The following is a 19,171-nucleotide window of genomic DNA, read 5'->3' on the forward strand; positions in this document are numbered from 1 at the left end:
GACGCGGATAGACGGGCGCGACAGCGGAGGTCGCGCGCAGAAGTCAGCCGCGGTGTCGCGATTCGACGGCTTGGCGCAGGGTGTCGATCAAGCTCTGGATGCGGGCGTGCTGCATCTTCATGGAGGCTTTGTTGACGACCAGGCGCGAGCTGATGGTGGCGATCAGTTCCTGAGGCTCCAGGCCGTTGGCGCGCAGGGTGTTACCGGTGTCGACCACGTCGATGATCTTGTCGGCCAGGTTGATCAGCGGCGCCAGCTCCATGGAGCCGTACAGCTTGATGATGTCGACCTGACGGCCCTGTTCGGCGTAGTAACGCTTGGCTACGTTGACGAACTTGGTGGCCACACGCAGGCGCCCCTTGGGCTCCGGCGCACCGACGACACCCGCGGTCATCAGCTTGCAGCGGGCAATCTGCAGGTCCAGCGGCTCGTACAGGCCCTGGCCGCCGTACTCCATCAGCACGTCCTTGCCGGCCACGCCCAGGTCGGCGGCGCCATGCTCGACATAGGTCGGCACGTCGGTGGCACGCACGATCAGCAGGCGCACATCGTCCTGCGTGGTGGGAATGATCAGCTTGCGGCTCTTGTCCGGATTCTCGGTCGGCACGATACCGGCCTCGGCCAGCAACGGCAGGGTATCGTCGAGAATACGGCCTTTGGAAAGCGCGATGGTCAGCATTGGAACGTCGGTCCTTAAGCGGCTACTGCCGGCCGGGCGTGTTTCGCCCGACCGCATTCAATTCGAATGGCGCGTCCCTGCGCCAGCGGGCGACTAGCCCGGTACGCGGCGGATTTTCGCGCCGAGCATCTGCAGTTTTTCTTCGATGCACTCGTAACCACGGTCGATGTGGTAGATGCGGTCGATCAGGGTATCGCCTTCGGCGACCAGCGCCGACAGCACCAGGCTGGCCGATGCACGCAGGTCGGTGGCCATGACCGGGGCGCCCTTGAGTACAGGTACGCCGGTGACGATGGCGGTGTTGCCTTCGACCTGGATCTGCGCGCCCATGCGGTGCATTTCGTACACGTGCATGAAGCGGTTCTCGAAGATCGTCTCGATCACGGCGCCGGTGCCCTCGGCAATGGCATTGAGCGAGATGAACTGCGCCTGCATGTCGGTCGGGAACGCTGGGTATGGCGCGGTACGCAGGTTCACGGCTTTCGGCCGCTTGCCGTGCATGTCCAGCTCGATCCAGTCTTCACCGGTGGTGATGTCGGCGCCGGCTTCCTTGAGCTTTTCCAGCACCGCTTCAAGGATGGTCGGATCGGTGTCCTTGACCTTGACGCGACCACCGGTCACGGCAGCAGCGACCAGGTAGGTACCGGTTTCGATACGGTCGGGCATGACGCGGTAGTTGGCCGAACCCAGGCGCTCGACGCCATCGATGGTGATGGTATCGGTACCGGCGCCCTGGATCTTGCCGCCCATGGCATTGATGAAGTTGGCCAGGTCGACCACCTCAGGCTCACGCGCGGCGTTCTGCAGCACGCTGCGGCCCTTGGCCAGGGCAGCGGCCATCATGATGTTTTCGGTACCGGTCACGCTGACGGTATCGAAGAAGAAGTGTGCGCCACGCAGGCCGCCTTCTGGCGCCTTGGCCTTGATATAGCCGCCTTCGACTTCGATTTTCGCGCCCATGGCCTCCAGGCCACGGATGTGCAGGTCCACCGGACGCGAACCGATGGCGCAACCGCCCGGCAGGGCGACTTCGGCCTCACCGAAGCGGGCGACCATCGGGCCAAGCACGAGGATCGACGCCCGCATGGTCTTGACCAGCTCGTAGGGCGCTACCAGGGTCTTGATGGTGCGTGGATCGATCTCGACCGACAGCTTTTCGTCGATCACAGGCTCGATGCCCATGCGACCGAACAGCTCGATCATGGTGGTGATGTCGTGCAGGTGTGGCAAGTTGCCCACGGTCACCGGGCCATCGGCCAGCAGGGTGGCCGACAGAATCGGCAGGGCCGCGTTCTTCGCGCCCGAAATGCGGATCTCGCCGTCGAGACGAGCGCCGCCAGTAATAATCAGTTTGTCCATTGGAATCTCGCCGCCAAGTTGGCTCAGGTGCGCTCAGCCCAGGCTGCGCTGCTGAAAAATTTCATGGTTACCGCATGGATGCTGCCATTGGCGATCCAGGGATTCAGGTGAGCATAGATCGCCTGCTGACGCTTGACCGGGCTCAGGCCAGCCAACTCATCGCTGATCACGTTCAACTGGAAGTTGCAGCCTTCGCCTTCAACTTCGACCCGGGATCCCGGCAATTTCTCTTCAAGGAAGCTTTTAACTTCTACGGCCTGCATGCTCAACCTCAATCGGCGCCCGATGCGCGCGGGTCGGCCATCATACAAAAAAGCCCCTCGCCTGCGAAGCCCATAAAGGGCATGTGCTGACCGAGGGGCCCACCTTCACCGACGAGCGTTCAGCTCGCCAGCACCTCATCCAGATCGTAGACGCCGGCAATTTCGCGCATGTCGTCGGGCATGCCGCGCACTTCCCAGCGTTTGCCGCCGGCCTGGGCATCGCGCATGAAGCCCAGCAGCAGCGACAGACCGACACTGGAAGACTTGCTGACCGCCGTGCAATCCAACACCACGTGCGTTTCGCGACATGCCGCGATCAGCGCCTGGCCCTGCTTGCGCAAAGCCGGGCCGCTGCGGTAATCCAGCACCCCAGCCAGGCGCAGAACGCCAGGCTCGGCCATGCTCACGCCGGTCTCGCTCATTTCACTTCCTTGTCAGGAGAGTTGTCGGCGGCCTCCTTGGCCTTGGCCACTTCACCGGCCCAGCCATTGATGGTCTTGTCCAGGTCGTTGCCGTTGCGCTGCATGGCGTCGGCGAACTGGTCGCGGAACAGCTTGCCGATGTTGATGCCGTTGACGATGACGTTACGTACTTTCCACTCGCCGCCAAGGTTCTCCAGGGTGTACTGCACGGGGTACACGGCACCGTTGTTGCCGGTGACCTTCATGCCGACGCTGGCGCGCTTGCCATCATCAGGCTTGGCCGGGTCGACGGTGATGCCTTGGTTGTTGTACTCAAGCAGTGCATTGCCATAGAACTGCATCAGGCTGCGCTTGAAGTTCTCCTGGAAGCGCTGCATTTGCTCCGGCGTGGCCTTGCGCGAATACTTGACGGTCATGATGCTTTTGGAGATGCCGTCAGCGTCCACCACCGGGCCCAGGATGCGGTTGAGCGCATCGTAGAAGGCATTCGGGTTGGTCTTGTACTGTTCTTTGTTGGCCTTGAGGTCGCTCAATAGCTCGGTGGTAGTGCCTTGAACCACGTCACGCGGCGACTGCGCAGCGAAGGTCAGCAGGGGGAAGGCCGCCAGCAGGACCAGCAGGCCACGTCGCAGAATCGAAATCATGGAAACTCCTTAATTAGCCGGTTGCGCTTCTTTCGGTTCCTTGCCAACGGAGTTGAGCAGGAACTTGCCAATCAGATCTTCGAGCACCAGTGCGGACTGGGTGTCATGGATGGTGGCGCCATCCTTGAGCACGTCTTCCTCACCGCCCACGCTGATGCCGATGTACTTCTCGCCAAGCAGACCAGCGGTCAGGATCGACGCAGTGGAGTCGACAGGCAGGTTGTCGACATTCTTGTCCAGCTGCAGCGTCACCCGACCGGTGTAGGAATCACGGTCCAGGTCGATGGCGGTGACCTTGCCGATGGTTACCCCGGCCATGGTCACCTTAGCTCTGACAGTCAAACCGGCGATATTGTCGAAGTAGGCATAAACTTTATAGGTATCGCTGCTCGGGCTGGCCGACAACCCGCTGACACGCAGGGCCAGCAGCAGCAGCGCCAGGATCCCGGCCAGAAGGAACAGGCCGACACCGATTTCCAGGGTGCGGTTTTGCATCAGAAATCTCCAAACATCAAGGCGGTCAGAATAAAGTCCAGACCCAGGACAGCCAGCGAGGCATAGACCACGGTCTTGGTGGTGGCACGGCTGATCCCTTCTGAGGTGGGCTCACAGTCGTACCCCTGGAATACGGCGATCCAGGTGACGACGAAGGCGAACACCAGGCTCTTGATCAGCCCGTTGAGCACGTCGTCGGTAAAGGAAACACTGTTCTGCATGTTGGCCCAGAACGAGCCCTCGTAGACACCCAGCCAGTCGACGGCGACCCAGGACCCACCCCAGATACCGACCACGCTGAAGATCAACGCCAGCATCGGCAACGAGATGAAGCCGGCCCACAGGCGCGGCGCGACGATGTACTTGAGCGGGTCGACACCGATCATTTCCAGGCTCGACAGTTGCTCGGTGGACTTCATGTTGCCGATTTCGGCGGTCAGCGCCGAGCCTGCGCGACCGGCGAACAGCAGCGCAGTCACCACCGGGCCGAGCTCACGCAGCAAGGTCAGCGCGACCATCTGCCCCACCGCCTGCTCGGAACCGTACTTGGTCAGGATGCTGTAGCCCTGCAGCGCCAGCACCATGCCGATGAACACACCGGAAACGACGATGATCGCCAGCGACAGCACGCCGACCGAATACAACTGCTTGGTCAGCAGCTGGAAGCCGCCACCGATACCCCCACGCCCTACCAGTGCGTGGAACAGGAACAGGCAGGAACGCCCCAGCACCGCCAGCACGTCGATCGCCGAGCGACCGAACAGACGGATACGTTCGAGTAAGGATTTTCTGCGCATCAACGCGCCCCCAGCAGATCGGCGCGGTAGTCAGGCGCGGGAAAGTGGAATGGCACCGGACCGTCCGGGTCACCCTTCATGAACTGGCGGATGCGTGGATTGTCGGAGCCCATCAGTTCGTCCGGAGTGCCCTGCCCCAGTACCTGCCCATCACCGACCACATAGATGTAGTCAGCGATGCTGGCGGTTTCGGCCAGATCGTGGGAAACGACGATGCTGGTGATACCCAGCGCATCGTTGAGCAGGCGGATCAGCCGCACCAATACGCCCATGGCGATTGGGTCCTGGCCGACGAAGGGCTCGTCGTACATCAGGATCTGCGGATCCAGCGCAATCGCGCGGGCCAGCGCCACGCGGCGCTTCATGCCACCCGACAGTTCGTCCGGCATCAGGTCGATGGCGCCGCGCAGGCCGACGGCCTGAAGCTTCATCAACACGATGTCACGAATCATTTCGTCGGACAGCTGGGTATGCACACGCAGCGGGAATGCGACATTCTCGAACACGTCGAGGTCGGTGAACAAGGCGCCGCTCTGGAACAGCACCCCCATTTGCTTGCGCGCATCGAACAGGTCGCTTCGGGACAGCGTAGGCAGGTTCTGCCCGGCCACCCAGACTTCTCCACTGGAAGGACGCAACTGCGCGCCCATCAGGCGCAGCAATGTGGTCTTGCCGCAACCCGATGGCCCCATGATGCCGGTGACCTTGCCGCGCGGAATGCGTATGTCGACATTGCTGAAAATGCTGCGCGAACCGCGCTTGAAGGTGACGCCCTTCAACTCGACCGCGTAGGCGCTATCCACACTCATCTAGACTCCTTGCTAGTGCAACCTCGTCCTAATGGACGCCGGCCTCCTTCTTGAAGGCACAAGCGCCCCTGGCGGGCCGAATAGCGGGAAACTATATCACCGCTGACAGGGCTGCCCCAAGGCCATGCCTTGACTCGTTCAGCCCAGGGACAGACTTTCATGACATTCGATAGGACGATGGAAAGGATGAGGGTTTCTTCCATTGCGGCTATAATCGCCGCCTTTTCATCAGGCATTGCTTTCCGAACATGAGCCAATCCAGCGAGCTGATCCAATCCGCCCAGCGCACCCTGCGCCTTGAACTCGAAGCCGTCCAGAGCCTGATGGCCCGCATCGACGCCAATTTCGTCAAGGCTTGCGAACTGATCCTGGCGAGCAAGGGCCGGGTCGTCGTGGTCGGCATGGGCAAGTCGGGGCACATCGGCAACAAGATCGCCGCCACCTTGGCCAGCACCGGCACGCCGGCATTTTTCGTGCACCCTGCCGAAGCCAGCCATGGCGACATGGGCATGATCACCCGCGACGATGTCATTCTCGCCCTGTCCAACTCCGGCAGCACCGCCGAAATCATTACCCTGCTGCCGTTGATCAAGCGCCTGGGCATCCAGATGATCAGCCTCACCGGTAACCCGGACTCGCCCCTGGCGCAGGCCGCCGAGGTCAACCTCGACGCCAGCGTCGCCCAGGAAGCCTGCCCGCTGAACCTGGCGCCCACATCCTCGACCACCGCCGCACTGGTGCTGGGCGATGCCTTGGCCATCGCGCTGCTCGAAGCCCGCGGTTTCACCGCCGAGGATTTCGCCTTCTCGCACCCCGGTGGCGCCTTGGGCCGTCGCCTGCTGCTGAAAGTCGAGAACGTGATGCACTCGGGCGATGACCTGCCGAAGGTCCAGCGTGGCACCCTGCTCAAGGACGCGCTGCTGGAAATGTCGCGCAAAGGCCTGGGCATGACCGTGATCCTCGAGCCGGATGGCAAGCTGGCCGGGATCTTCACCGACGGCGACCTGCGCCGCAGCCTGGATCGCAACATCGACGTGCACACCACCCTGATCGACCAGGTGATGACCGTGCATGGCAAGACCGCTCGCGCCGAAATGCTGGCCGCCGAAGCCCTGAAAATCATGGAAGACCACAAGATCAGTGCATTGGTGGTAGTCGACCAGAACGACCGCCCGACCGGCGCCCTGAACATGCACGACCTGCTGCGCGCCGGGGTCATGTAAGGAGAGCATGGACATGAACCAAGACCTCATGCAACGCGGCAAGGCCATCAAGCTGGCCGTCTTCGACGTCGACGGCGTCCTCACCGACGGCCGCCTGTACTTCCTCGAAGACGGCAGTGAGTTCAAGACCTTCAACACCCTCGATGGCCAGGGCATCAAGATGCTCATGGCCACGGGCGTGACCACGGCCATCATCAGCGGACGCAAGACGCCAGTGGTCGAGCGTCGGGCCAGGAACCTGGGCATCCCGCACCTGTACCAAGGCCGGGAAGACAAACTGGTGGTGCTCGACGGCCTGCTCGCCGAACTGGGCCTAAGCTATGAACAGGTCGCCTACCTGGGCGACGACCTGCCCGACCTCCCCGTGATTCGCCGGGTGGGCCTGGGCATGGCGGTGGCCAGCGCCGCACCGTTCGTTCGCCAGCACGCCCATGGCGTGACCCAGGCACGCGGCGGCGAAGGCGCCGCCCGCGAGTTCTGTGAACTGATCATGCAGGCCCAGGGCACCCTGGACGCTGCCAACGCAAATTACCTGTAGAGCCGCCCATGTTCAGCAAGAAAGCCCGCACCATCGCGCTGCTCGCGGTCATTGCCGCCCTGCTGGTGGCAATCGGCTACTGGAACGTCAGCCCGGAGAGTTTCCTCGACAAGCCTGCGGCCCAGGTGGACGAGAGCGCGATCGACTACTATGCGATCAATGCCCATAGCCTGCAGTTTCTGCCCGACGGCAAGCTGCAGTACGAAATGACCGCCGACAAGGTCGAGCACCTGACCGCCAGCGAAGTCACCCTGGTGACCAAGCCTGACCTGCACCTGTACCGCGGCACCGAGTTCCCCTGGCACGTGCAGAGTGCGCGCGCCGAGGTCAACCCGGATGGCACCGAGGTCGAACTGATCGACCAGGTTCGCGTTGCCCGTACCGACGAGAAGCAGCGCGAAACCATCATTACCAGCTCACGCATGACCGTGTTCCCGCAGAAGCAATATGCGCAGACCGAGCAAGCCGTTAGAATCGACGGCGCCGGTGGCACAACTACGGGCAAAGGAATGAAAGCGTATTTGAAAGAAGGCAGGATGGACCTGCTCTCTAACGTAAGAGGACAGTATGAGGCTCGTTAAAACCCTCCCCCTTTTGCTCAGCCTGAGCGCAGCACTGGGAAGCGCGAGCGCCTTCGCCCTGCCGAACGACCGTGACCAGCCGATCCGCATCCAGGCCGACAACGCTCACCTGGACGACAAGCAAGGCGTGGCGACCTACACCGGCGATGTGATCATCACCCAAGGTTCGATGATGATCAAAGGCAACACCGTGACCATCACTCGCGCCCAGTCGGGCGACATCGACGTGGTGACTTCGGTTGGCAACCTGGCCTACTTCGAGCAGCAGCAGAGCGCCGCCAAGCCCGACAAGATGAAAGGCTGGGCCGTGACCATTCAGTACCAGGCGCAGAAAGACATGGTGATCCTCACCGACCGCGCCAAGGTCGAGAACGAAGGCAACACCACCGAAGGCGAGAAGATCGTCTACAACACCAAGACCCAGGTTGCGACCGCGGGCCGAGGTGGCAACGTGACTGCACCGCGTCAGCGTATCGACATGGTGATCCAGCCGAAGAAGAAGGCCGAGTAAATGGCAACCCTCAAAGCCCAGCACCTGGCCAAGAGCTACAAGGGGCGGCAAGTCGTACGCGACGTCAGCCTGTCGATCGACAGCGGCCAGATCGTCGGCCTGCTCGGCCCCAACGGCGCCGGCAAGACCACGTGCTTCTACATGATCGTAGGCCTGGTCCAGGCCGACCAGGGCCGCGTGCTCATCGACAACCTCGATGTCAGCCACCAGCCGATGCACGGTCGCGCCCGCGCCGGTATCGGTTACCTGCCCCAGGAGGCCTCGATCTTCCGCAAGCTGTCGGTGGCCGACAACATCATGGCGATTCTCGAGACCCGCAAGGACCTGGACCGCGATGGCCGTCGCAAGGAGCTGGAAAGCCTGCTGCAGGAATTCCACATCAGCCACATCCGCGACAACCTCGGCATGAGCCTGTCGGGCGGCGAGCGTCGCCGCGTGGAAATCGCCCGGGCCCTGGCGACCGCGCCGAAGTTCATCCTGCTGGACGAACCTTTCGCCGGTGTCGACCCGATTTCCGTAGGCGACATCAAGCAGATCATCCACCACCTCAAGGCCAAGGGCATCGGTGTACTGATCACCGACCACAACGTCCGCGAGACCCTGGACATCTGCGAAACCGCGTACATCGTCAACGATGGTCGACTGATCGCCGAGGGCGATGCCGAGACCATCCTGGCCAACGATCTGGTCAAGGAAGTTTACCTGGGTCACGAGTTCCGACTCTGACCCCGGCGCGCCTGGAGCACTGGCAATCCCGCCTCATCGAGGCTTAAGTTGTTACAGCGCTCTAGGCAAACGCTACAATTTAAGGCATAAAACTTGCTTGATTTGGCGCTCCGGCGCCCTCGTGTAGTGGATGGCGCATGCGCGCCGGCGAACAAGGTATTTAGCCCCAGCCATGAAACCATCGCTCGTCCTAAAAATGGGCCAGCAACTGACGATGACACCGCAGTTGCAACAGGCCATCCGCCTGCTTCAGCTCTCTACCCTGGACCTCCAGCAGGAAATCCAGGAAGCGCTGGAGTCCAATCCGATGCTCGAACGTCAGGAAGACGGCGACGACTTCGACAACAGCGACCCGATGGCGGACAACGCCGAGAACAAACCTGTCGCCGAAGTTCAGGACAACAGTTTCCAGGAAAGCGCACCAAGCGCCGAGAACCTGGAAGACGGTGAGTGGAACGAGCGCATTCCCAACGAGCTTCCCGTCGACACCGCGTGGGAAGATATCTACCAGACCAGTGCCAGCAGCCTGCCCAGCAACGATGATGACGAGTGGGACTTCACCACCCGCACCTCCGCGGGCGAGAGCCTGCAGAGCCACCTGCTGTGGCAACTGAACCTGGCGCCGATGTCCGACACCGACCGCCTGATCGCCGTGACCCTGATCGACAGCATCAACGACCAGGGCTACCTCGAGGATACCCTCGAAGAAATCTGCGAGGGCTTCGACCCCGAGCTGGACATCGAGCTGGACGAGGTCGAAGCCGTCCTGCACCGCATCCAGCAATTCGAGCCTGCCGGGGTGGGCGCTCGCAATCTTGGCGAGTGCCTGCTGCTGCAACTGCGCCAACTGCCCGCCAGCACGCCGTGGATGAGCGAAGCCAAGCGCCTGGTGGTCGATTTCATCGACCTGCTCGGCAGCCGCGACTACAGCCAGCTGATGCGCCGCATGAAGCTCAAGGAAGACGAACTGCGCCAGGTCATCGAACTGGTACAGAGCCTCAACCCACGACCGGGCTCGCAGATCGAATCCAGTGAGCCGGAGTATGTGGTCCCCGACGTGATCGTGCGCAAGGACAACGACCGCTGGCTGGTCGAGCTGAACCAGGAGGCGATCCCACGGCTGCGGGTCAATCCGCAGTATGCCGGTTTCGTCCGCCGTGCCGACACCAGCGCCGACAACACCTTCATGCGCAATCAGCTGCAAGAGGCGCGTTGGTTCATCAAGAGCCTGCAAAGCCGCAATGAGACCCTGATGAAGGTCGCCACCCAGATCGTCGAACACCAGCGCGGTTTCCTCGACCACGGCGACGAAGCGATGAAGCCGTTGGTCCTGCACGACATCGCCGAAGCGGTGGGCATGCACGAGTCGACCATTTCCCGGGTAACCACCCAGAAATACATGCACACGCCGCGCGGCATCTACGAACTGAAATACTTTTTCTCCAGCCATGTGAGCACCTCCGAAGGCGGAGAATGCTCGTCTACGGCGATCCGCGCGATCATCAAGAAACTGGTTGCGGCGGAAAATCAGAAAAAGCCATTGAGTGACAGCAAGATCGCTGGTTTACTGGAGGCACAAGGCATTCAGGTAGCCCGTCGCACCGTCGCCAAGTACCGCGAGTCCCTCGGCATCGCGCCGTCGAGCGAGCGCAAGCGACTGATGTAGCCCCTGAATGTGCCACAGCGTTTGCGGGGCAGGTGCAATACCTGCCTCTTTATGCACGGGCAACAAAGGAGAAGCTGTATGCAAGTCAACATCAGTGGACACCATGTAGAAGTCACCTCCCCTCTGCGCGAATACGTAGAGCAAAAGCTTAAGCGCGTGGAGGGTCACTTCGACAAGATCACCAACGTGCAGGTCATCCTGAAAGTCGAGAAGCTGCAACAGAAGGTCGAAGCGACCCTGCAGATTCCTGGTGGCGAAGTGGTCGCAAACGCGGAACACGAAGACATGTATGCAGCGATCGACGCCATGGCCGACAAGCTCGACCGCCAACTGAAAAAACACAAGGAAAAACAGCAAAGCCTGCTGCAAGGTGCAGCCGCCCGCTGATCCCCCTCATCCATGATCCGACTTGAAACCATCCTGACCCCCGGCCGTTCCCTCGTGAACGTGCCGGGAGGCAGTAAAAAGCGCGCCCTCGAGAAGGTCGCCACACTGATTGCCGAACAAGTTCCAGAACTGGAGATGCAAGACGTCTTCGAAAAACTGGTCGGTCGTGAAAAGCTCGGCTCGACCGGTTTCGGCAACGGTATTGCCATCCCCCACTGCCGACTCGAAGGCTGCACGGCACCTGTCAGCGCACTGCTGCATCTGGATGCCCCTATCGACTACGACGCCATTGATGGCGCACCGGTAGACCTGCTGTTCGTCCTGCTGGTCCCCGAAGCGGCCACCGATGCCCACCTTGAACTGCTGCGCCAGATCGCCAGCATGCTCGATCGCAAGGAGGTCCGCGATCGCCTGCGTGCCGCCGACAGCAGCGAGGCCCTGTTCCAGGTAGTCCTGGACGTACAGAACGAGCACTGAACATGCGCCTGATCATCGTCAGCGGCCGCTCCGGTTCGGGCAAGAGTACCGCCCTTGATGTGCTGGAAGACAACGGCTACTACTGCATCGACAACCTCCCCGCCGGGCTGCTGCCGCAGTTGGCGGAGAACGCGCTGATCAACACCGAGTTGCAGCAGCCCAAGGTTGCTGTCTCCATCGATGCCCGCAACCTGCCCAGCCACCTGACGCGGTTTCCCGAGTTGCTCGAAGAAGCTCGTGGCAAGCACATCCAGTGCGATGTCCTGTTTCTGGACGCTGATGAAGAAACGCTGCTCAAACGCTTCTCGGAGACCCGGCGACGCCATCCGCTGACCAATGCCAACCGTTCGCTGGCCGAGGCGATCCGTGTCGAAAGCGAGCTGCTAGGGCCGATTTCCGACCTGGCCGACCTCAAGATCGACACCACCAACCTCAACCTGTACCAACTACGCGACTCGATCAAGCTGCGCCTGCTCAACCAGCCTGAACCTGGAACGGCATTCCTGGTCGAATCGTTCGGTTTCAAGCGCGGCATGCCGGTCGACGCCGACCTGGTGTTCGATGTGCGCTGCCTGCCTAATCCTTACTGGAAGCCAGAGCTGCGCGAACATTCCGGCCTCGATCAACCGGTTATCGACTACCTGGCTGCCCAGCCGGATGTCGAAGAGATGTTCAACGATATCTCCAGCTACCTGCTCAAGTGGTTACCCCGCTTCGCCGCCAGCAACCGCGCCTACGTCACCATTGCCATTGGTTGCACCGGTGGCCACCACCGCTCTGTGTACCTGACCGAACGTCTCGGCCAGTTGCTGCAGCAATCTTTGAAAAACGTCCAGGTCCGCCACCGCGACCTATAGCCCACAGGATCCGCACCACGATGCCCGCCCGCGAAATAACCATCATCAACAAGCTGGGTCTGCATGCCCGGGCGGCAGCCAAGTTCGTCGGCGTGGCCGGTCGATTCCCCTGCCAGGTCAGGGTCGGCCGAGCTCCGGACAAGATGGTGGACGGCAAGAGCATCATGGCCGTGATGATGCTGGCGGCGGGCAAAGGCACCCAGGTGCATCTGCTCACCGAGGGCGAGCAGGATGATGAAGCCATGGAAGCGCTGGTAGCGCTGATCAACAACTATTTCGACGAAGGCGAGTAATCGCCGGGGCTCGACACAGTGTCTCCGCGATTGTGAGATCGAGCGCCTGCGCGACGCCTCGCGAGCAAAGCTCGCTCCTACCCCGATCGCGAGGGTCTGTAGGAGCGAGCCTTGCTCGCTATACGCCGCACAGGCGCAAGATCAGATACCACCGGCAGTCAGTTTTTCAGGATCCAGCAGCGCTTCGAGCTGATCACGCGACAAGTCGGTGTGCTCCAGCGCCACGTCGATGATCGGGCGACCCTGCTTGTACGCGGTCTTGGCGATCTCGGCGGCCTTGAGGTAGCCAATGATCGGGTTCAGTGCGGTCACCAGGATCGGATTGCGCGCCAAGGCCTCCTTGAGCTTGCCTTCATTGACCTTGAAGCTGGCAATGGCCTTGTCGGCCAGCAGGCGGCTGGCATTGGCCATCAGCTCGATGCTCTCCAGCAGGTTGCGGGCAATCACCGGCAACATGACGTTCAGCTCGAAGTTGCCCGACTGACCGGCCACGGCGATGGTCGCGTCGTTGCCGATCACCTGCGCGGCAACCATGGCCGTGGCTTCTGGAATCACCGGGTTGACCTTGCCCGGCATGATCGACGACCCAGGCTGCAGCGCTTGCAGCTCGATCTCCCCCAGACCGGCCAACGGTCCGGAGTTCATCCAGCGCAGGTCATTGGCGATTTTCATCAACGCAACGGCGGTGGTCTTGAGCTGGCCTGAAAGCGCTACTGCGGTGTCCTGCGAGCCGATCAGCGCGAACAGGTTCTGCCCAGGCGTGAACGGAACCTGGCTCAGGTCACTCAAGTGGTGGGCGAAGCAGGCCGCGAACCGTGGGTGGGCGTTGATTCCGGTACCGACGGCCGTGCCCCCCTGGGCCAGGGCCTGCAAGCTGGGCAACGTCGCCTCGATATGGCCCCGCGCGCCGCTGATCTGAGCCGCCCAGCCATCGAGCACCTGGCTCATGCGCACCGGCATGGCATCCATAAGGTGGGTACGACCGGTCTTGACGAACTGATGGACTTGCAGCGACTTCGCTTCGATCACCTGCACCAAATGGTCCAGCGCAGGCAGCAGTTGGCCATGCAAGGCCAAGGCGGCACTGACATGGAGGGTGGTCGGGATGATGTCGTTGCTGCTCTGGCCGCAATTGACGTGATCGTTGGCATTGACCGGCGCTCCGAGCACAAGGCTGGCCAAGGTGGCGATCACCTCGTTGGCGTTCATATTGGAGCTGGTACCCGAGCCGGTCTGGTAGACATCTACCGGGAAGTGCTGGATGAAGTCACCGGCCAACAACTGCTCGACTGCCGTGACGATGGCCTGGCCTTGCGCGACGCTCAGTTGCTCGAGCTCGATATTGGCCTTGGCCGCCGCAGCCTTTGCCAGCAGCAATGCACGGATGAACTGGGCGGGCATGCGCTGACCGCTGATCGGGAAATTGTCGACCGCGCGTTGGGTCTGGGCACCGTACAGGGCCTGGGCCGGCACCTGGAGTTCGCCCATGCTGTCACGCTCGATACGGGTATCACTCATCTTCAAATCCTTGCATCAGTTCATCGGGAGAAATCGAAGGCAGCAGCACGCAGTTCGCCAATTGCAGGGCGTAGGGCTGCCAGCGTTGGTTCTGTTCGCGGCGATCGAGGTTGCGCAGGTCCAACAGCGGGCGCCAGGCCTGGTCCAGGCACAGGCAGCGCCAATGCCAGGGCAGCATGCGATCACAGGCGGTATCCCGCAGGAGACGGAAGGAGGTCAACGCCACCGTCCAGGCCGACGTTTCGGTACAGCACACCAGATAACGGCCTTCGGCCAGGTAGTGCTCTATCAGGCGCGGCTCGTCGGGTTCGAGGGCGCAACGGATGCGTCGGCTGAGCCAACGCCAGTTTTCCAGGTAGGGCAGTTCGCGCAGGACGGGTTTCATGAACATCATCGCCGAGTTACTGGATAATGATATTCATTATTAATTGATAAGCAATGTCACTTCAAGCAGGGAATGACTAAACAAGAAACCCGGCATAGGGCCGGGTTACTGTGCCGCTTGCACAGCCTGTTCACGGATCAACCCGCGAACAGGCCGATGCAGGTGAAAGATCAGCTACCTGCCACAGTCATCCGCTCGATCAACACCGACCCTGTATGAATGTTGCTGCGGGTTTCGAGATCGCTGCCAATCGCGACAATCTGCTGGAACATGTCCTTCATGTTGCCGGCAATGGTTACTTCCTGCACCGCGTGCTGGATCTCGCCATTCTCGACCCAGAAACCGGCTGCGCCGCGGGAATAATCGCCAGTTACCATGTTCAGCCCATGGCCCATCAGCTCGGTGACCAGCAGGCCACGGCCCATGCGGCGGATCAACGCGGCCTGGTCCTCGACACCATGGGTCACGTACAGGTTATGCACGCCTCCAGCGTTGGCCGTGCTCGGCAGGCCCAGTTTGCGACCAGAATAGGTGCCCAGCAGGTACGACACCAGCTCGCCTTTTTCGACGAACGGCTTGGCATAGGTGGCCAGGCCATCGCCGTCGAACGCGGCACTGCCCAAGGCCCGGGGAATGTGCGGACGCTCGTCGAGGGTCAGCCAGGTAGGGAACAGGCGCTGCCCCAAGGCACCGTCGAGGAACGATGACTTGCGGTACAGGTTGCCCCCGGAAATGGCCGAAAGGAAGCTGCCGAACAGGCCACCGGCCAGCTCCGCAGAAAACAGTACCGGCACCTCGCACGTGGGTACCGGTCGCGCACCAAGGCGGCTGGCGGCTCGCTTGGCCGCACGCTGGCCGATACTACGTGGGTCGGCCAGCAGGTTGCCCTGGCGATTCACGTCGTACCAGTAGTCCCGCTGCATCTGACCGTCACCCTCGGCAATCATCACGCAGCTCAGACTGTGCCGAGTGGACGCGTAACCACCGATGAAACCATGGCTGTTGCCGTACACGCGGCAGCCTTGGTGCGTGTTGAGGGTAGTGCCATCGGCATTGAGAATGCGGGGATCGGCCTCGAATGCCGCGGCTTCGCAGGTCAACGCCATCTCAATGGCTTGCTCCGGCTCGATGTCCCAGTCATGGTAGAGGTCCAGGTCCGGGATCTCACGCGCCATCAGCGCCGCGTCGGCCAGGCCCGCGCACTCGTCCTCGGAGGTGTGCCTGGCGATTGCCAAGGCGGCTGCCACTGTCTCGCGGATCGCATCCTGGCCGCTTGCCGAGGTACTGGCCGAGCCTTTGCGCTGGCCGACATAAAGGGTGATACCGAAGCCTTGGTCGCGGTTGAACTCGACCGTCTCCACCTCACGCTGGCGCACGCTGGTGGACAACCCCTGCTCCAGCGATACGGCCACCTCGCAGGCACTGGCACCCTGCCGCTTGGCCTCGGCGATGATCGCTTCGACCTGCTCCTGCAATGCCGGCAGGTTCTTGGGGCCTACGCTCTGGACTGCACTCATGGTTATCTCCACTCAAATTCTGCGTTCGGCAAGGGTCATTCTACGACCGGGCCGGACAAGCGGCCCCCGACTGGTTATCATGGCGGCGATTTCTAGCGGACTGCCACCATGGTTGATTCATACGACGACGCCTTCGACGGCGAAAAAAGCAAAACCCAGATCAAGCGCGAGCTGCATGCATTGGTCGAACTCGGCGAGCGCCTAACCACGCTCAAGGCCGATACACTGGCGCGCCTGCCGTTGACCGACGAGTTGCGCAAGGCCCTGGCCGAAGCCAGCAAGCACACGGCGCACGGCGCACGTAAACGCCACATGTCGTTCGTCGGCAAGCTGATGCGCGTGCAGGACCTGGACGCCATCCACGCCTTGCTCGAACAGATCGACAGCTCGACCCGCCAGTACAACGAGCGATTCCACAACCTTGAGCGCTGGCGCGATCGTTTGATCGACGGTAACGACGAAGACCTCGAGCGCTTCGTCAACGAATACCCCGATACCGACCGTCAGCAACTGCGCTCGCTGATCCGTCATGCCCAGCACGAAAAGGCGCGGAACAAGCCGCCGGCCGCTGCACGCAAGGTGTTCAAGTACATCCGCGACCTCGACGAGATCCAGCGCGGCCTGCGTTGAGTCCGACGCACCGCTCCCAGGGCATCTACTGTGCGAGCCCATGGGAGCGGCCTTGCAGCGCGAAAGGACCGCGATGCGGTCCCACGATCCTTCACGCGCCCGTACCACCTACGGTAATCGCATCCAGCTTCAAGGTCGGCTGGCCAACCCCCACCGGAACCGACTGCCCATCCTTGCCACAGGTGCCCACACCGCTATCCAGGGCCAGGTCGTTACCTACCATCGACACTCGGCTCATCGCCTCAGGGCCGTTGCCAATCAGGGTTGCGCCTTTGACCGGTGCGGTGATCTTGCCGTCTTCGATCAGGTAAGCCTCGCTGGTCGAGAACACGAACTTGCCGCTGGTGATGTCCACCTGCCCACCGCCGAGGTTGGCGCAATAGATGCCCTTTTTCACCGACGCGATGATCTCCTGCGGGTCGCTCTCGCCAGCACGCATGTAAGTGTTGGTCATGCGCGGCATCGGCAGGTGCGCATAGGATTCCCGGCGCCCGTTGCCGGTCACCGCCATGCCCATCAGGCGCGCGTTGAGCTTGTCTTGCATATAGCCCTTGAGCACACCGTTCTCGATCAGCGTGGTGCATTCGGTTGGCGTGCCTTCGTCATCCACGCTCAGAGAACCCCGGCGGCCTTCAAGGGTGCCATCGTCGACGATGGTGCACAGGCTCGACGCGACTTTCTCGCCGAGACGACCGCTGAAGGCCGAACTGCCCTTGCGGTTGAAGTCGCCTTCCAGGCCATGGCCGACCGCTTCATGCAACAGCACGCCAGACCAACCGGAACCCAGTACCACCGGCAAGGTGCCCGCCGGGGCGGGAATCGCCTCCAGGTTCACCAGCGCCTGGCGCAATGCCTCGCGGGCATAGCCCATGACCCGCTCCTCGGTGAAGAAGCGATAGTCGGTACGCCCACCACCGCCCTGCCCGCCGCGTTCGCGACGGCCGTTCTGCTCGACGATGACACTGACGTTGAAGCGCACAAGCGGACGCACGTCAGCCGCCAGGCTACCGTCCGCTGCGGCGATCAGAATCCGCTCCCAGACGCCGGCCATGCTCACGCTGACCTGCTGGATACGCGGGTCCAGGGCGCGGGTGGCGGCGTCGACACGCTTGAGCAGGTCGACCTTTTCTGCGCGCGTCAGCACATCCAACGGATTGTCCGGTGAATACAGTGCCGGCACAGCCTGGCTGCGGAAGGCCTGTACCTTGCCGTTCTGCCCGGCGCGGGAAATCGAACGGGCGGCACGGGCCGCCGAGTTCAGGGCTTCAAGGTTGATCGCATTGCTGTAGGCAAAGCCGGTTTTCTCACCGGACTGGGCGCGCACGCCCACCCCTTGGTCAAGGTTGAAGCTGCCTTCCTTGACGATGCCGTCCTCCAGTGCCCAGGTTTCCGAAATCTGACCTTGGAAATACAGGTCGGCGGCGTCGATACCGGGGCCTGCCAACTCGCCAAGGACAGACTGCAGGCTGTCCAGGCTCAGGCCGCCCGGTGCCAGGAGCTGCTCGCTGACGGTGGATAACATCTGGCTCATAGTCACTCCGAGGTGTGCGCAGGCCGCAAGGCGTCCTGCGAGAAAAAGCGCCGGTGCAACGCAACCGGCATGCGCGCCCGGATGGACGCTTGTTCATCAATATCGCGCTCGGCCAGCAGGACTGCCTCGCCTCGCGCCTGTTCGGCGACGATCCTCCCCCAAGGGTCGACGATCGCCGCCTGGCCATGGGTTTCCCGTGGCCCTGGATGGATGCCGCCCTGTGCGGCGGCCAGCACGTAGCACTGGGTCTCGATGGCCCGTGCACGAATCAGCACTTCCCAATGGGCTGCCCCGGTGACTGCGGTGAAGGCAGCCGGCGCCGTGATCAGCTCCGCGCCGGCAGCGCGTAAAGCGCTGTACAGCTCGGGAAAGCGCAAGTCATAGCATACGCTCAGCCCCACACGGCCGACCGGGGTATCGGCCACCACCACCCGAGCCCCGTGCGCATAGTCGTCAGACTCGCGGTAACGGCCTCGGTTGTCGGCCACGTCGACATCGAACAGGTGTAGCTTGTCGTAACGCGCCACCACCTCACCCTGCTCATCGACCAACAGCGAGCAGGCATGCGCCTTGGCATCGGGTTGACCGGCGGGAGGCAACGGCAAGGTACCGGCGACTATCCATAACTTGAGGTCGCGGGCGGTACGTTTCAACCATGGCAGGATCGGCCCGTCACCCAGAGCCTCCGCCCGTCCGATGGCCGCCGCATCCTTGCGCCCCATGGCCGCGAAGTTTTCCGGCAGGACAGCGAGCCTGGCGCCACCGAAGGCTGCCTGCTCAAGCAGTGCGCCAGCACGTTGCAGGTTGGCCAGTACATCGTCCTGGCTGACCATCTGGATCACCGCTGCCTTCATGGGCACTCC

General features: G+C 62.1%; 24 protein-coding genes. 11 read left to right on the forward strand and 13 right to left on the reverse strand.

All coding sequences use genetic code 11. The features are described from left to right. Positions 1 to 43: 43 nt before the first annotated feature. The 8 genes from hisG to IF103_RS19395 all read right to left on the reverse strand — a co-directional run bounded on the left by hisG (position 44) and on the right by IF103_RS19395 (position 5,468). A complete protein-coding gene (hisG, locus tag IF103_RS19360) occupies positions 44 to 679 on the reverse strand; it encodes an ATP phosphoribosyltransferase (RefSeq protein ID WP_023382134.1) in 636 nt (211 codons plus the stop codon). 93 nt (positions 680 to 772) lie between these two features. Next, the gene (murA, locus tag IF103_RS19365; protein WP_023382135.1) at positions 773 to 2,038 is read right to left on the reverse strand and encodes a UDP-N-acetylglucosamine 1-carboxyvinyltransferase; all 1,266 of its coding nucleotides are present in this window, start codon (positions 2,036 to 2,038) and stop codon (positions 773 to 775) included. Positions 2,039 to 2,061: 23 nt separating this feature from the next. Further along, positions 2,062 to 2,301 (reverse strand): BolA family protein, encoded by a 240-nt coding sequence (locus IF103_RS19370; protein WP_003255121.1) that lies wholly within the window; start codon positions 2,299 to 2,301, stop codon positions 2,062 to 2,064. A gap of 119 nt (positions 2,302 to 2,420) precedes the next feature. Continuing rightward, complete coding sequence (locus IF103_RS19375; protein WP_023382138.1) at positions 2,421 to 2,723, reverse strand: STAS domain-containing protein; 303 nt, start codon at positions 2,721 to 2,723, stop codon at positions 2,421 to 2,423. Next, complete coding sequence (locus tag IF103_RS19380) at positions 2,720 to 3,367, reverse strand: MlaC/ttg2D family ABC transporter substrate-binding protein (RefSeq protein WP_023382139.1); 648 nt, start codon at positions 3,365 to 3,367, stop codon at positions 2,720 to 2,722. Before IF103_RS19380 ends, IF103_RS19375 begins: the two co-directional genes overlap by 4 nt. A gap of 9 nt (positions 3,368 to 3,376) precedes the next feature. After that, positions 3,377 to 3,862, reverse strand: a complete 486-nt coding sequence (mlaD, locus tag IF103_RS19385) for an outer membrane lipid asymmetry maintenance protein MlaD (RefSeq protein WP_023382140.1) — start codon at positions 3,860 to 3,862, stop codon at positions 3,377 to 3,379. Beyond that, positions 3,862 to 4,659 carry a lipid asymmetry maintenance ABC transporter permease subunit MlaE gene (gene mlaE, locus IF103_RS19390; RefSeq protein WP_023382141.1) on the reverse strand — a complete coding sequence of 266 codons (798 nt, stop codon included), beginning with the start codon at positions 4,657 to 4,659 and terminating at the stop codon, positions 3,862 to 3,864. The genes mlaD and mlaE overlap by 1 nt, the downstream gene beginning before the upstream one ends. Continuing rightward, the gene (locus IF103_RS19395; protein ID WP_012270662.1) at positions 4,659 to 5,468 is read right to left on the reverse strand and encodes an ATP-binding cassette domain-containing protein; all 810 of its coding nucleotides are present in this window, start codon (positions 5,466 to 5,468) and stop codon (positions 4,659 to 4,661) included. The genes mlaE and IF103_RS19395 overlap by 1 nt, the downstream gene beginning before the upstream one ends. A gap of 248 nt (positions 5,469 to 5,716) precedes the next feature. Here IF103_RS19395 and IF103_RS19400 point away from each other — a divergent pair, with 248 nt between their 5' ends. The 10 genes from IF103_RS19400 to IF103_RS19445 all read left to right on the forward strand — a co-directional run bounded on the left by IF103_RS19400 (position 5,717) and on the right by IF103_RS19445 (position 12,727). Beyond that, positions 5,717 to 6,691 carry a KpsF/GutQ family sugar-phosphate isomerase gene (locus IF103_RS19400; protein WP_023382142.1) on the forward strand — a complete coding sequence of 325 codons (975 nt, stop codon included), beginning with the start codon at positions 5,717 to 5,719 and terminating at the stop codon, positions 6,689 to 6,691. 13 nt (positions 6,692 to 6,704) lie between these two features. Next, positions 6,705 to 7,229 carry a KdsC family phosphatase gene (locus IF103_RS19405; protein ID WP_023382143.1) on the forward strand — a complete coding sequence of 175 codons (525 nt, stop codon included), beginning with the start codon at positions 6,705 to 6,707 and terminating at the stop codon, positions 7,227 to 7,229. 8 nt (positions 7,230 to 7,237) lie between these two features. Further along, on the forward strand, positions 7,238 to 7,810 hold the full coding sequence (gene lptC, locus IF103_RS19410; RefSeq protein ID WP_023382144.1) for an LPS export ABC transporter periplasmic protein LptC: 573 nt from the start codon (positions 7,238 to 7,240) through the stop codon (positions 7,808 to 7,810). Beyond that, on the forward strand, positions 7,797 to 8,321 hold the full coding sequence (gene lptA, locus IF103_RS19415; protein WP_023382145.1) for a lipopolysaccharide transport periplasmic protein LptA: 525 nt from the start codon (positions 7,797 to 7,799) through the stop codon (positions 8,319 to 8,321). Before lptC ends, lptA begins: the two co-directional genes overlap by 14 nt. Further along, a complete protein-coding gene (gene lptB, locus IF103_RS19420) occupies positions 8,322 to 9,047 on the forward strand; it encodes an LPS export ABC transporter ATP-binding protein (RefSeq protein WP_003257916.1) in 726 nt (241 codons plus the stop codon). It abuts the gene before it with no gap. Positions 9,048 to 9,219: 172 nt separating this feature from the next. After that, the gene (locus IF103_RS19425; protein ID WP_023382146.1) at positions 9,220 to 10,713 is read left to right on the forward strand and encodes an RNA polymerase factor sigma-54; all 1,494 of its coding nucleotides are present in this window, start codon (positions 9,220 to 9,222) and stop codon (positions 10,711 to 10,713) included. A gap of 78 nt (positions 10,714 to 10,791) precedes the next feature. Next, a complete protein-coding gene (hpf, locus tag IF103_RS19430) occupies positions 10,792 to 11,100 on the forward strand; it encodes a ribosome hibernation-promoting factor, HPF/YfiA family (RefSeq protein ID WP_023382147.1) in 309 nt (102 codons plus the stop codon). A gap of 12 nt (positions 11,101 to 11,112) precedes the next feature. Further along, entirely contained in the window at positions 11,113 to 11,577 is a 465-nt protein-coding gene (ptsN, locus tag IF103_RS19435; protein WP_023382148.1) for a PTS IIA-like nitrogen regulatory protein PtsN, read from the forward strand. Positions 11,578 to 11,579: 2 nt separating this feature from the next. Beyond that, positions 11,580 to 12,434 carry an RNase adapter RapZ gene (gene rapZ, locus IF103_RS19440; RefSeq protein WP_202675592.1) on the forward strand — a complete coding sequence of 285 codons (855 nt, stop codon included), beginning with the start codon at positions 11,580 to 11,582 and terminating at the stop codon, positions 12,432 to 12,434. 20 nt (positions 12,435 to 12,454) lie between these two features. Continuing rightward, positions 12,455 to 12,727: an HPr family phosphocarrier protein gene (locus IF103_RS19445; RefSeq protein ID WP_023382150.1), complete on the forward strand. Its 273-nt coding sequence runs from the start codon at positions 12,455 to 12,457 to the stop codon at positions 12,725 to 12,727. A 141-nt stretch (positions 12,728 to 12,868) separates the two neighbouring features. Here IF103_RS19445 and IF103_RS19450 read toward each other — a convergent pair whose 3' ends face one another. The 3 genes from IF103_RS19450 to pmbA all read right to left on the reverse strand — a co-directional run bounded on the left by IF103_RS19450 (position 12,869) and on the right by pmbA (position 16,147). After that, positions 12,869 to 14,245, reverse strand: coding sequence for a class II fumarate hydratase (locus tag IF103_RS19450; protein ID WP_202675594.1), 1,377 nt, complete (start codon positions 14,243 to 14,245; stop codon positions 12,869 to 12,871). Further along, on the reverse strand, positions 14,238 to 14,639 hold the full coding sequence (locus tag IF103_RS19455; RefSeq protein WP_027906584.1) for a hypothetical protein: 402 nt from the start codon (positions 14,637 to 14,639) through the stop codon (positions 14,238 to 14,240). Before IF103_RS19455 ends, IF103_RS19450 begins: the two co-directional genes overlap by 8 nt. A 161-nt stretch (positions 14,640 to 14,800) precedes the next feature. Then, positions 14,801 to 16,147, reverse strand: a complete 1,347-nt coding sequence (gene pmbA / locus IF103_RS19460) for a metalloprotease PmbA (protein ID WP_023382153.1) — start codon at positions 16,145 to 16,147, stop codon at positions 14,801 to 14,803. A 108-nt stretch (positions 16,148 to 16,255) separates the two neighbouring features. Between pmbA and yjgA the strand changes: the two genes are divergently transcribed. Beyond that, on the forward strand, positions 16,256 to 16,777 hold the full coding sequence (yjgA, locus tag IF103_RS19465) for a ribosome biogenesis factor YjgA (RefSeq protein ID WP_023382154.1): 522 nt from the start codon (positions 16,256 to 16,258) through the stop codon (positions 16,775 to 16,777). 91 nt (positions 16,778 to 16,868) lie between these two features. Here the strand turns inward: yjgA and tldD are convergent, their stop codons facing one another. Together tldD and IF103_RS19475 are read right to left on the reverse strand one after the other, a co-directional pair. Beyond that, a complete protein-coding gene (tldD, locus tag IF103_RS19470) occupies positions 16,869 to 18,308 on the reverse strand; it encodes a metalloprotease TldD (protein ID WP_027906586.1) in 1,440 nt (479 codons plus the stop codon). A 2-nt stretch (positions 18,309 to 18,310) separates the two neighbouring features. Next, positions 18,311 to 19,162: a carbon-nitrogen hydrolase family protein gene (locus IF103_RS19475; RefSeq protein ID WP_027906587.1), complete on the reverse strand. Its 852-nt coding sequence runs from the start codon at positions 19,160 to 19,162 to the stop codon at positions 18,311 to 18,313. Positions 19,163 to 19,171 lie beyond the last annotated feature (9 nt).

Source organism: Pseudomonas sp. SK2 (assembly GCF_016772395.1).
GTDB lineage: Bacteria > Pseudomonadota > Gammaproteobacteria > Pseudomonadales > Pseudomonadaceae > Aquipseudomonas > Aquipseudomonas taiwanensis.

What these genes read in the sequence shown, in the direction of transcription:
- mlaD (WP_023382140.1), bottom strand. Translation starts at nt 3,862, where the DNA reads ATGCAAAACCGCACCCTGGAAATCGGTGTCGGCCTGTTCCTTCTGGCC.
- IF103_RS19455 (WP_027906584.1), bottom strand. Translation starts at nt 14,639, where the DNA reads ATGATGTTCATGAAACCCGTCCTGCGCGAACTGCCCTACCTGGAAAAC.
- pmbA (WP_023382153.1), bottom strand. Translation starts at nt 16,147, where the DNA reads ATGAGTGCAGTCCAGAGCGTAGGCCCCAAGAACCTGCCGGCATTGCAG.
- lptC (WP_023382144.1), top strand. Translation starts at nt 7,238, where the DNA reads ATGTTCAGCAAGAAAGCCCGCACCATCGCGCTGCTCGCGGTCATTGCC.
- IF103_RS19425 (WP_023382146.1), top strand. Translation starts at nt 9,220, where the DNA reads ATGAAACCATCGCTCGTCCTAAAAATGGGCCAGCAACTGACGATGACA.
- IF103_RS19475 (WP_027906587.1), bottom strand. Translation starts at nt 19,162, where the DNA reads ATGAAGGCAGCGGTGATCCAGATGGTCAGCCAGGACGATGTACTGGCC.
- IF103_RS19445 (WP_023382150.1), top strand. Translation starts at nt 12,455, where the DNA reads ATGCCCGCCCGCGAAATAACCATCATCAACAAGCTGGGTCTGCATGCC.
- rapZ (WP_202675592.1), top strand. Translation starts at nt 11,580, where the DNA reads ATGCGCCTGATCATCGTCAGCGGCCGCTCCGGTTCGGGCAAGAGTACC.
- lptB (WP_003257916.1), top strand. Translation starts at nt 8,322, where the DNA reads ATGGCAACCCTCAAAGCCCAGCACCTGGCCAAGAGCTACAAGGGGCGG.
- hisG (WP_023382134.1), bottom strand. Translation starts at nt 679, where the DNA reads ATGCTGACCATCGCGCTTTCCAAAGGCCGTATTCTCGACGATACCCTG.
- IF103_RS19405 (WP_023382143.1), top strand. Translation starts at nt 6,705, where the DNA reads ATGAACCAAGACCTCATGCAACGCGGCAAGGCCATCAAGCTGGCCGTC.
- IF103_RS19395 (WP_012270662.1), bottom strand. Translation starts at nt 5,468, where the DNA reads ATGAGTGTGGATAGCGCCTACGCGGTCGAGTTGAAGGGCGTCACCTTC.
- IF103_RS19400 (WP_023382142.1), top strand. Translation starts at nt 5,717, where the DNA reads ATGAGCCAATCCAGCGAGCTGATCCAATCCGCCCAGCGCACCCTGCGC.
- IF103_RS19380 (WP_023382139.1), bottom strand. Translation starts at nt 3,367, where the DNA reads ATGATTTCGATTCTGCGACGTGGCCTGCTGGTCCTGCTGGCGGCCTTC.
- yjgA (WP_023382154.1), top strand. Translation starts at nt 16,256, where the DNA reads ATGGTTGATTCATACGACGACGCCTTCGACGGCGAAAAAAGCAAAACC.
- IF103_RS19370 (WP_003255121.1), bottom strand. Translation starts at nt 2,301, where the DNA reads ATGCAGGCCGTAGAAGTTAAAAGCTTCCTTGAAGAGAAATTGCCGGGA.
- IF103_RS19375 (WP_023382138.1), bottom strand. Translation starts at nt 2,723, where the DNA reads ATGAGCGAGACCGGCGTGAGCATGGCCGAGCCTGGCGTTCTGCGCCTG.
- mlaE (WP_023382141.1), bottom strand. Translation starts at nt 4,659, where the DNA reads ATGCGCAGAAAATCCTTACTCGAACGTATCCGTCTGTTCGGTCGCTCG.
- tldD (WP_027906586.1), bottom strand. Translation starts at nt 18,308, where the DNA reads ATGAGCCAGATGTTATCCACCGTCAGCGAGCAGCTCCTGGCACCGGGC.
- ptsN (WP_023382148.1), top strand. Translation starts at nt 11,113, where the DNA reads ATGATCCGACTTGAAACCATCCTGACCCCCGGCCGTTCCCTCGTGAAC.
- IF103_RS19450 (WP_202675594.1), bottom strand. Translation starts at nt 14,245, where the DNA reads ATGAGTGATACCCGTATCGAGCGTGACAGCATGGGCGAACTCCAGGTG.
- lptA (WP_023382145.1), top strand. Translation starts at nt 7,797, where the DNA reads ATGAGGCTCGTTAAAACCCTCCCCCTTTTGCTCAGCCTGAGCGCAGCA.
- murA (WP_023382135.1), bottom strand. Translation starts at nt 2,038, where the DNA reads ATGGACAAACTGATTATTACTGGCGGCGCTCGTCTCGACGGCGAGATC.
- hpf (WP_023382147.1), top strand. Translation starts at nt 10,792, where the DNA reads ATGCAAGTCAACATCAGTGGACACCATGTAGAAGTCACCTCCCCTCTG.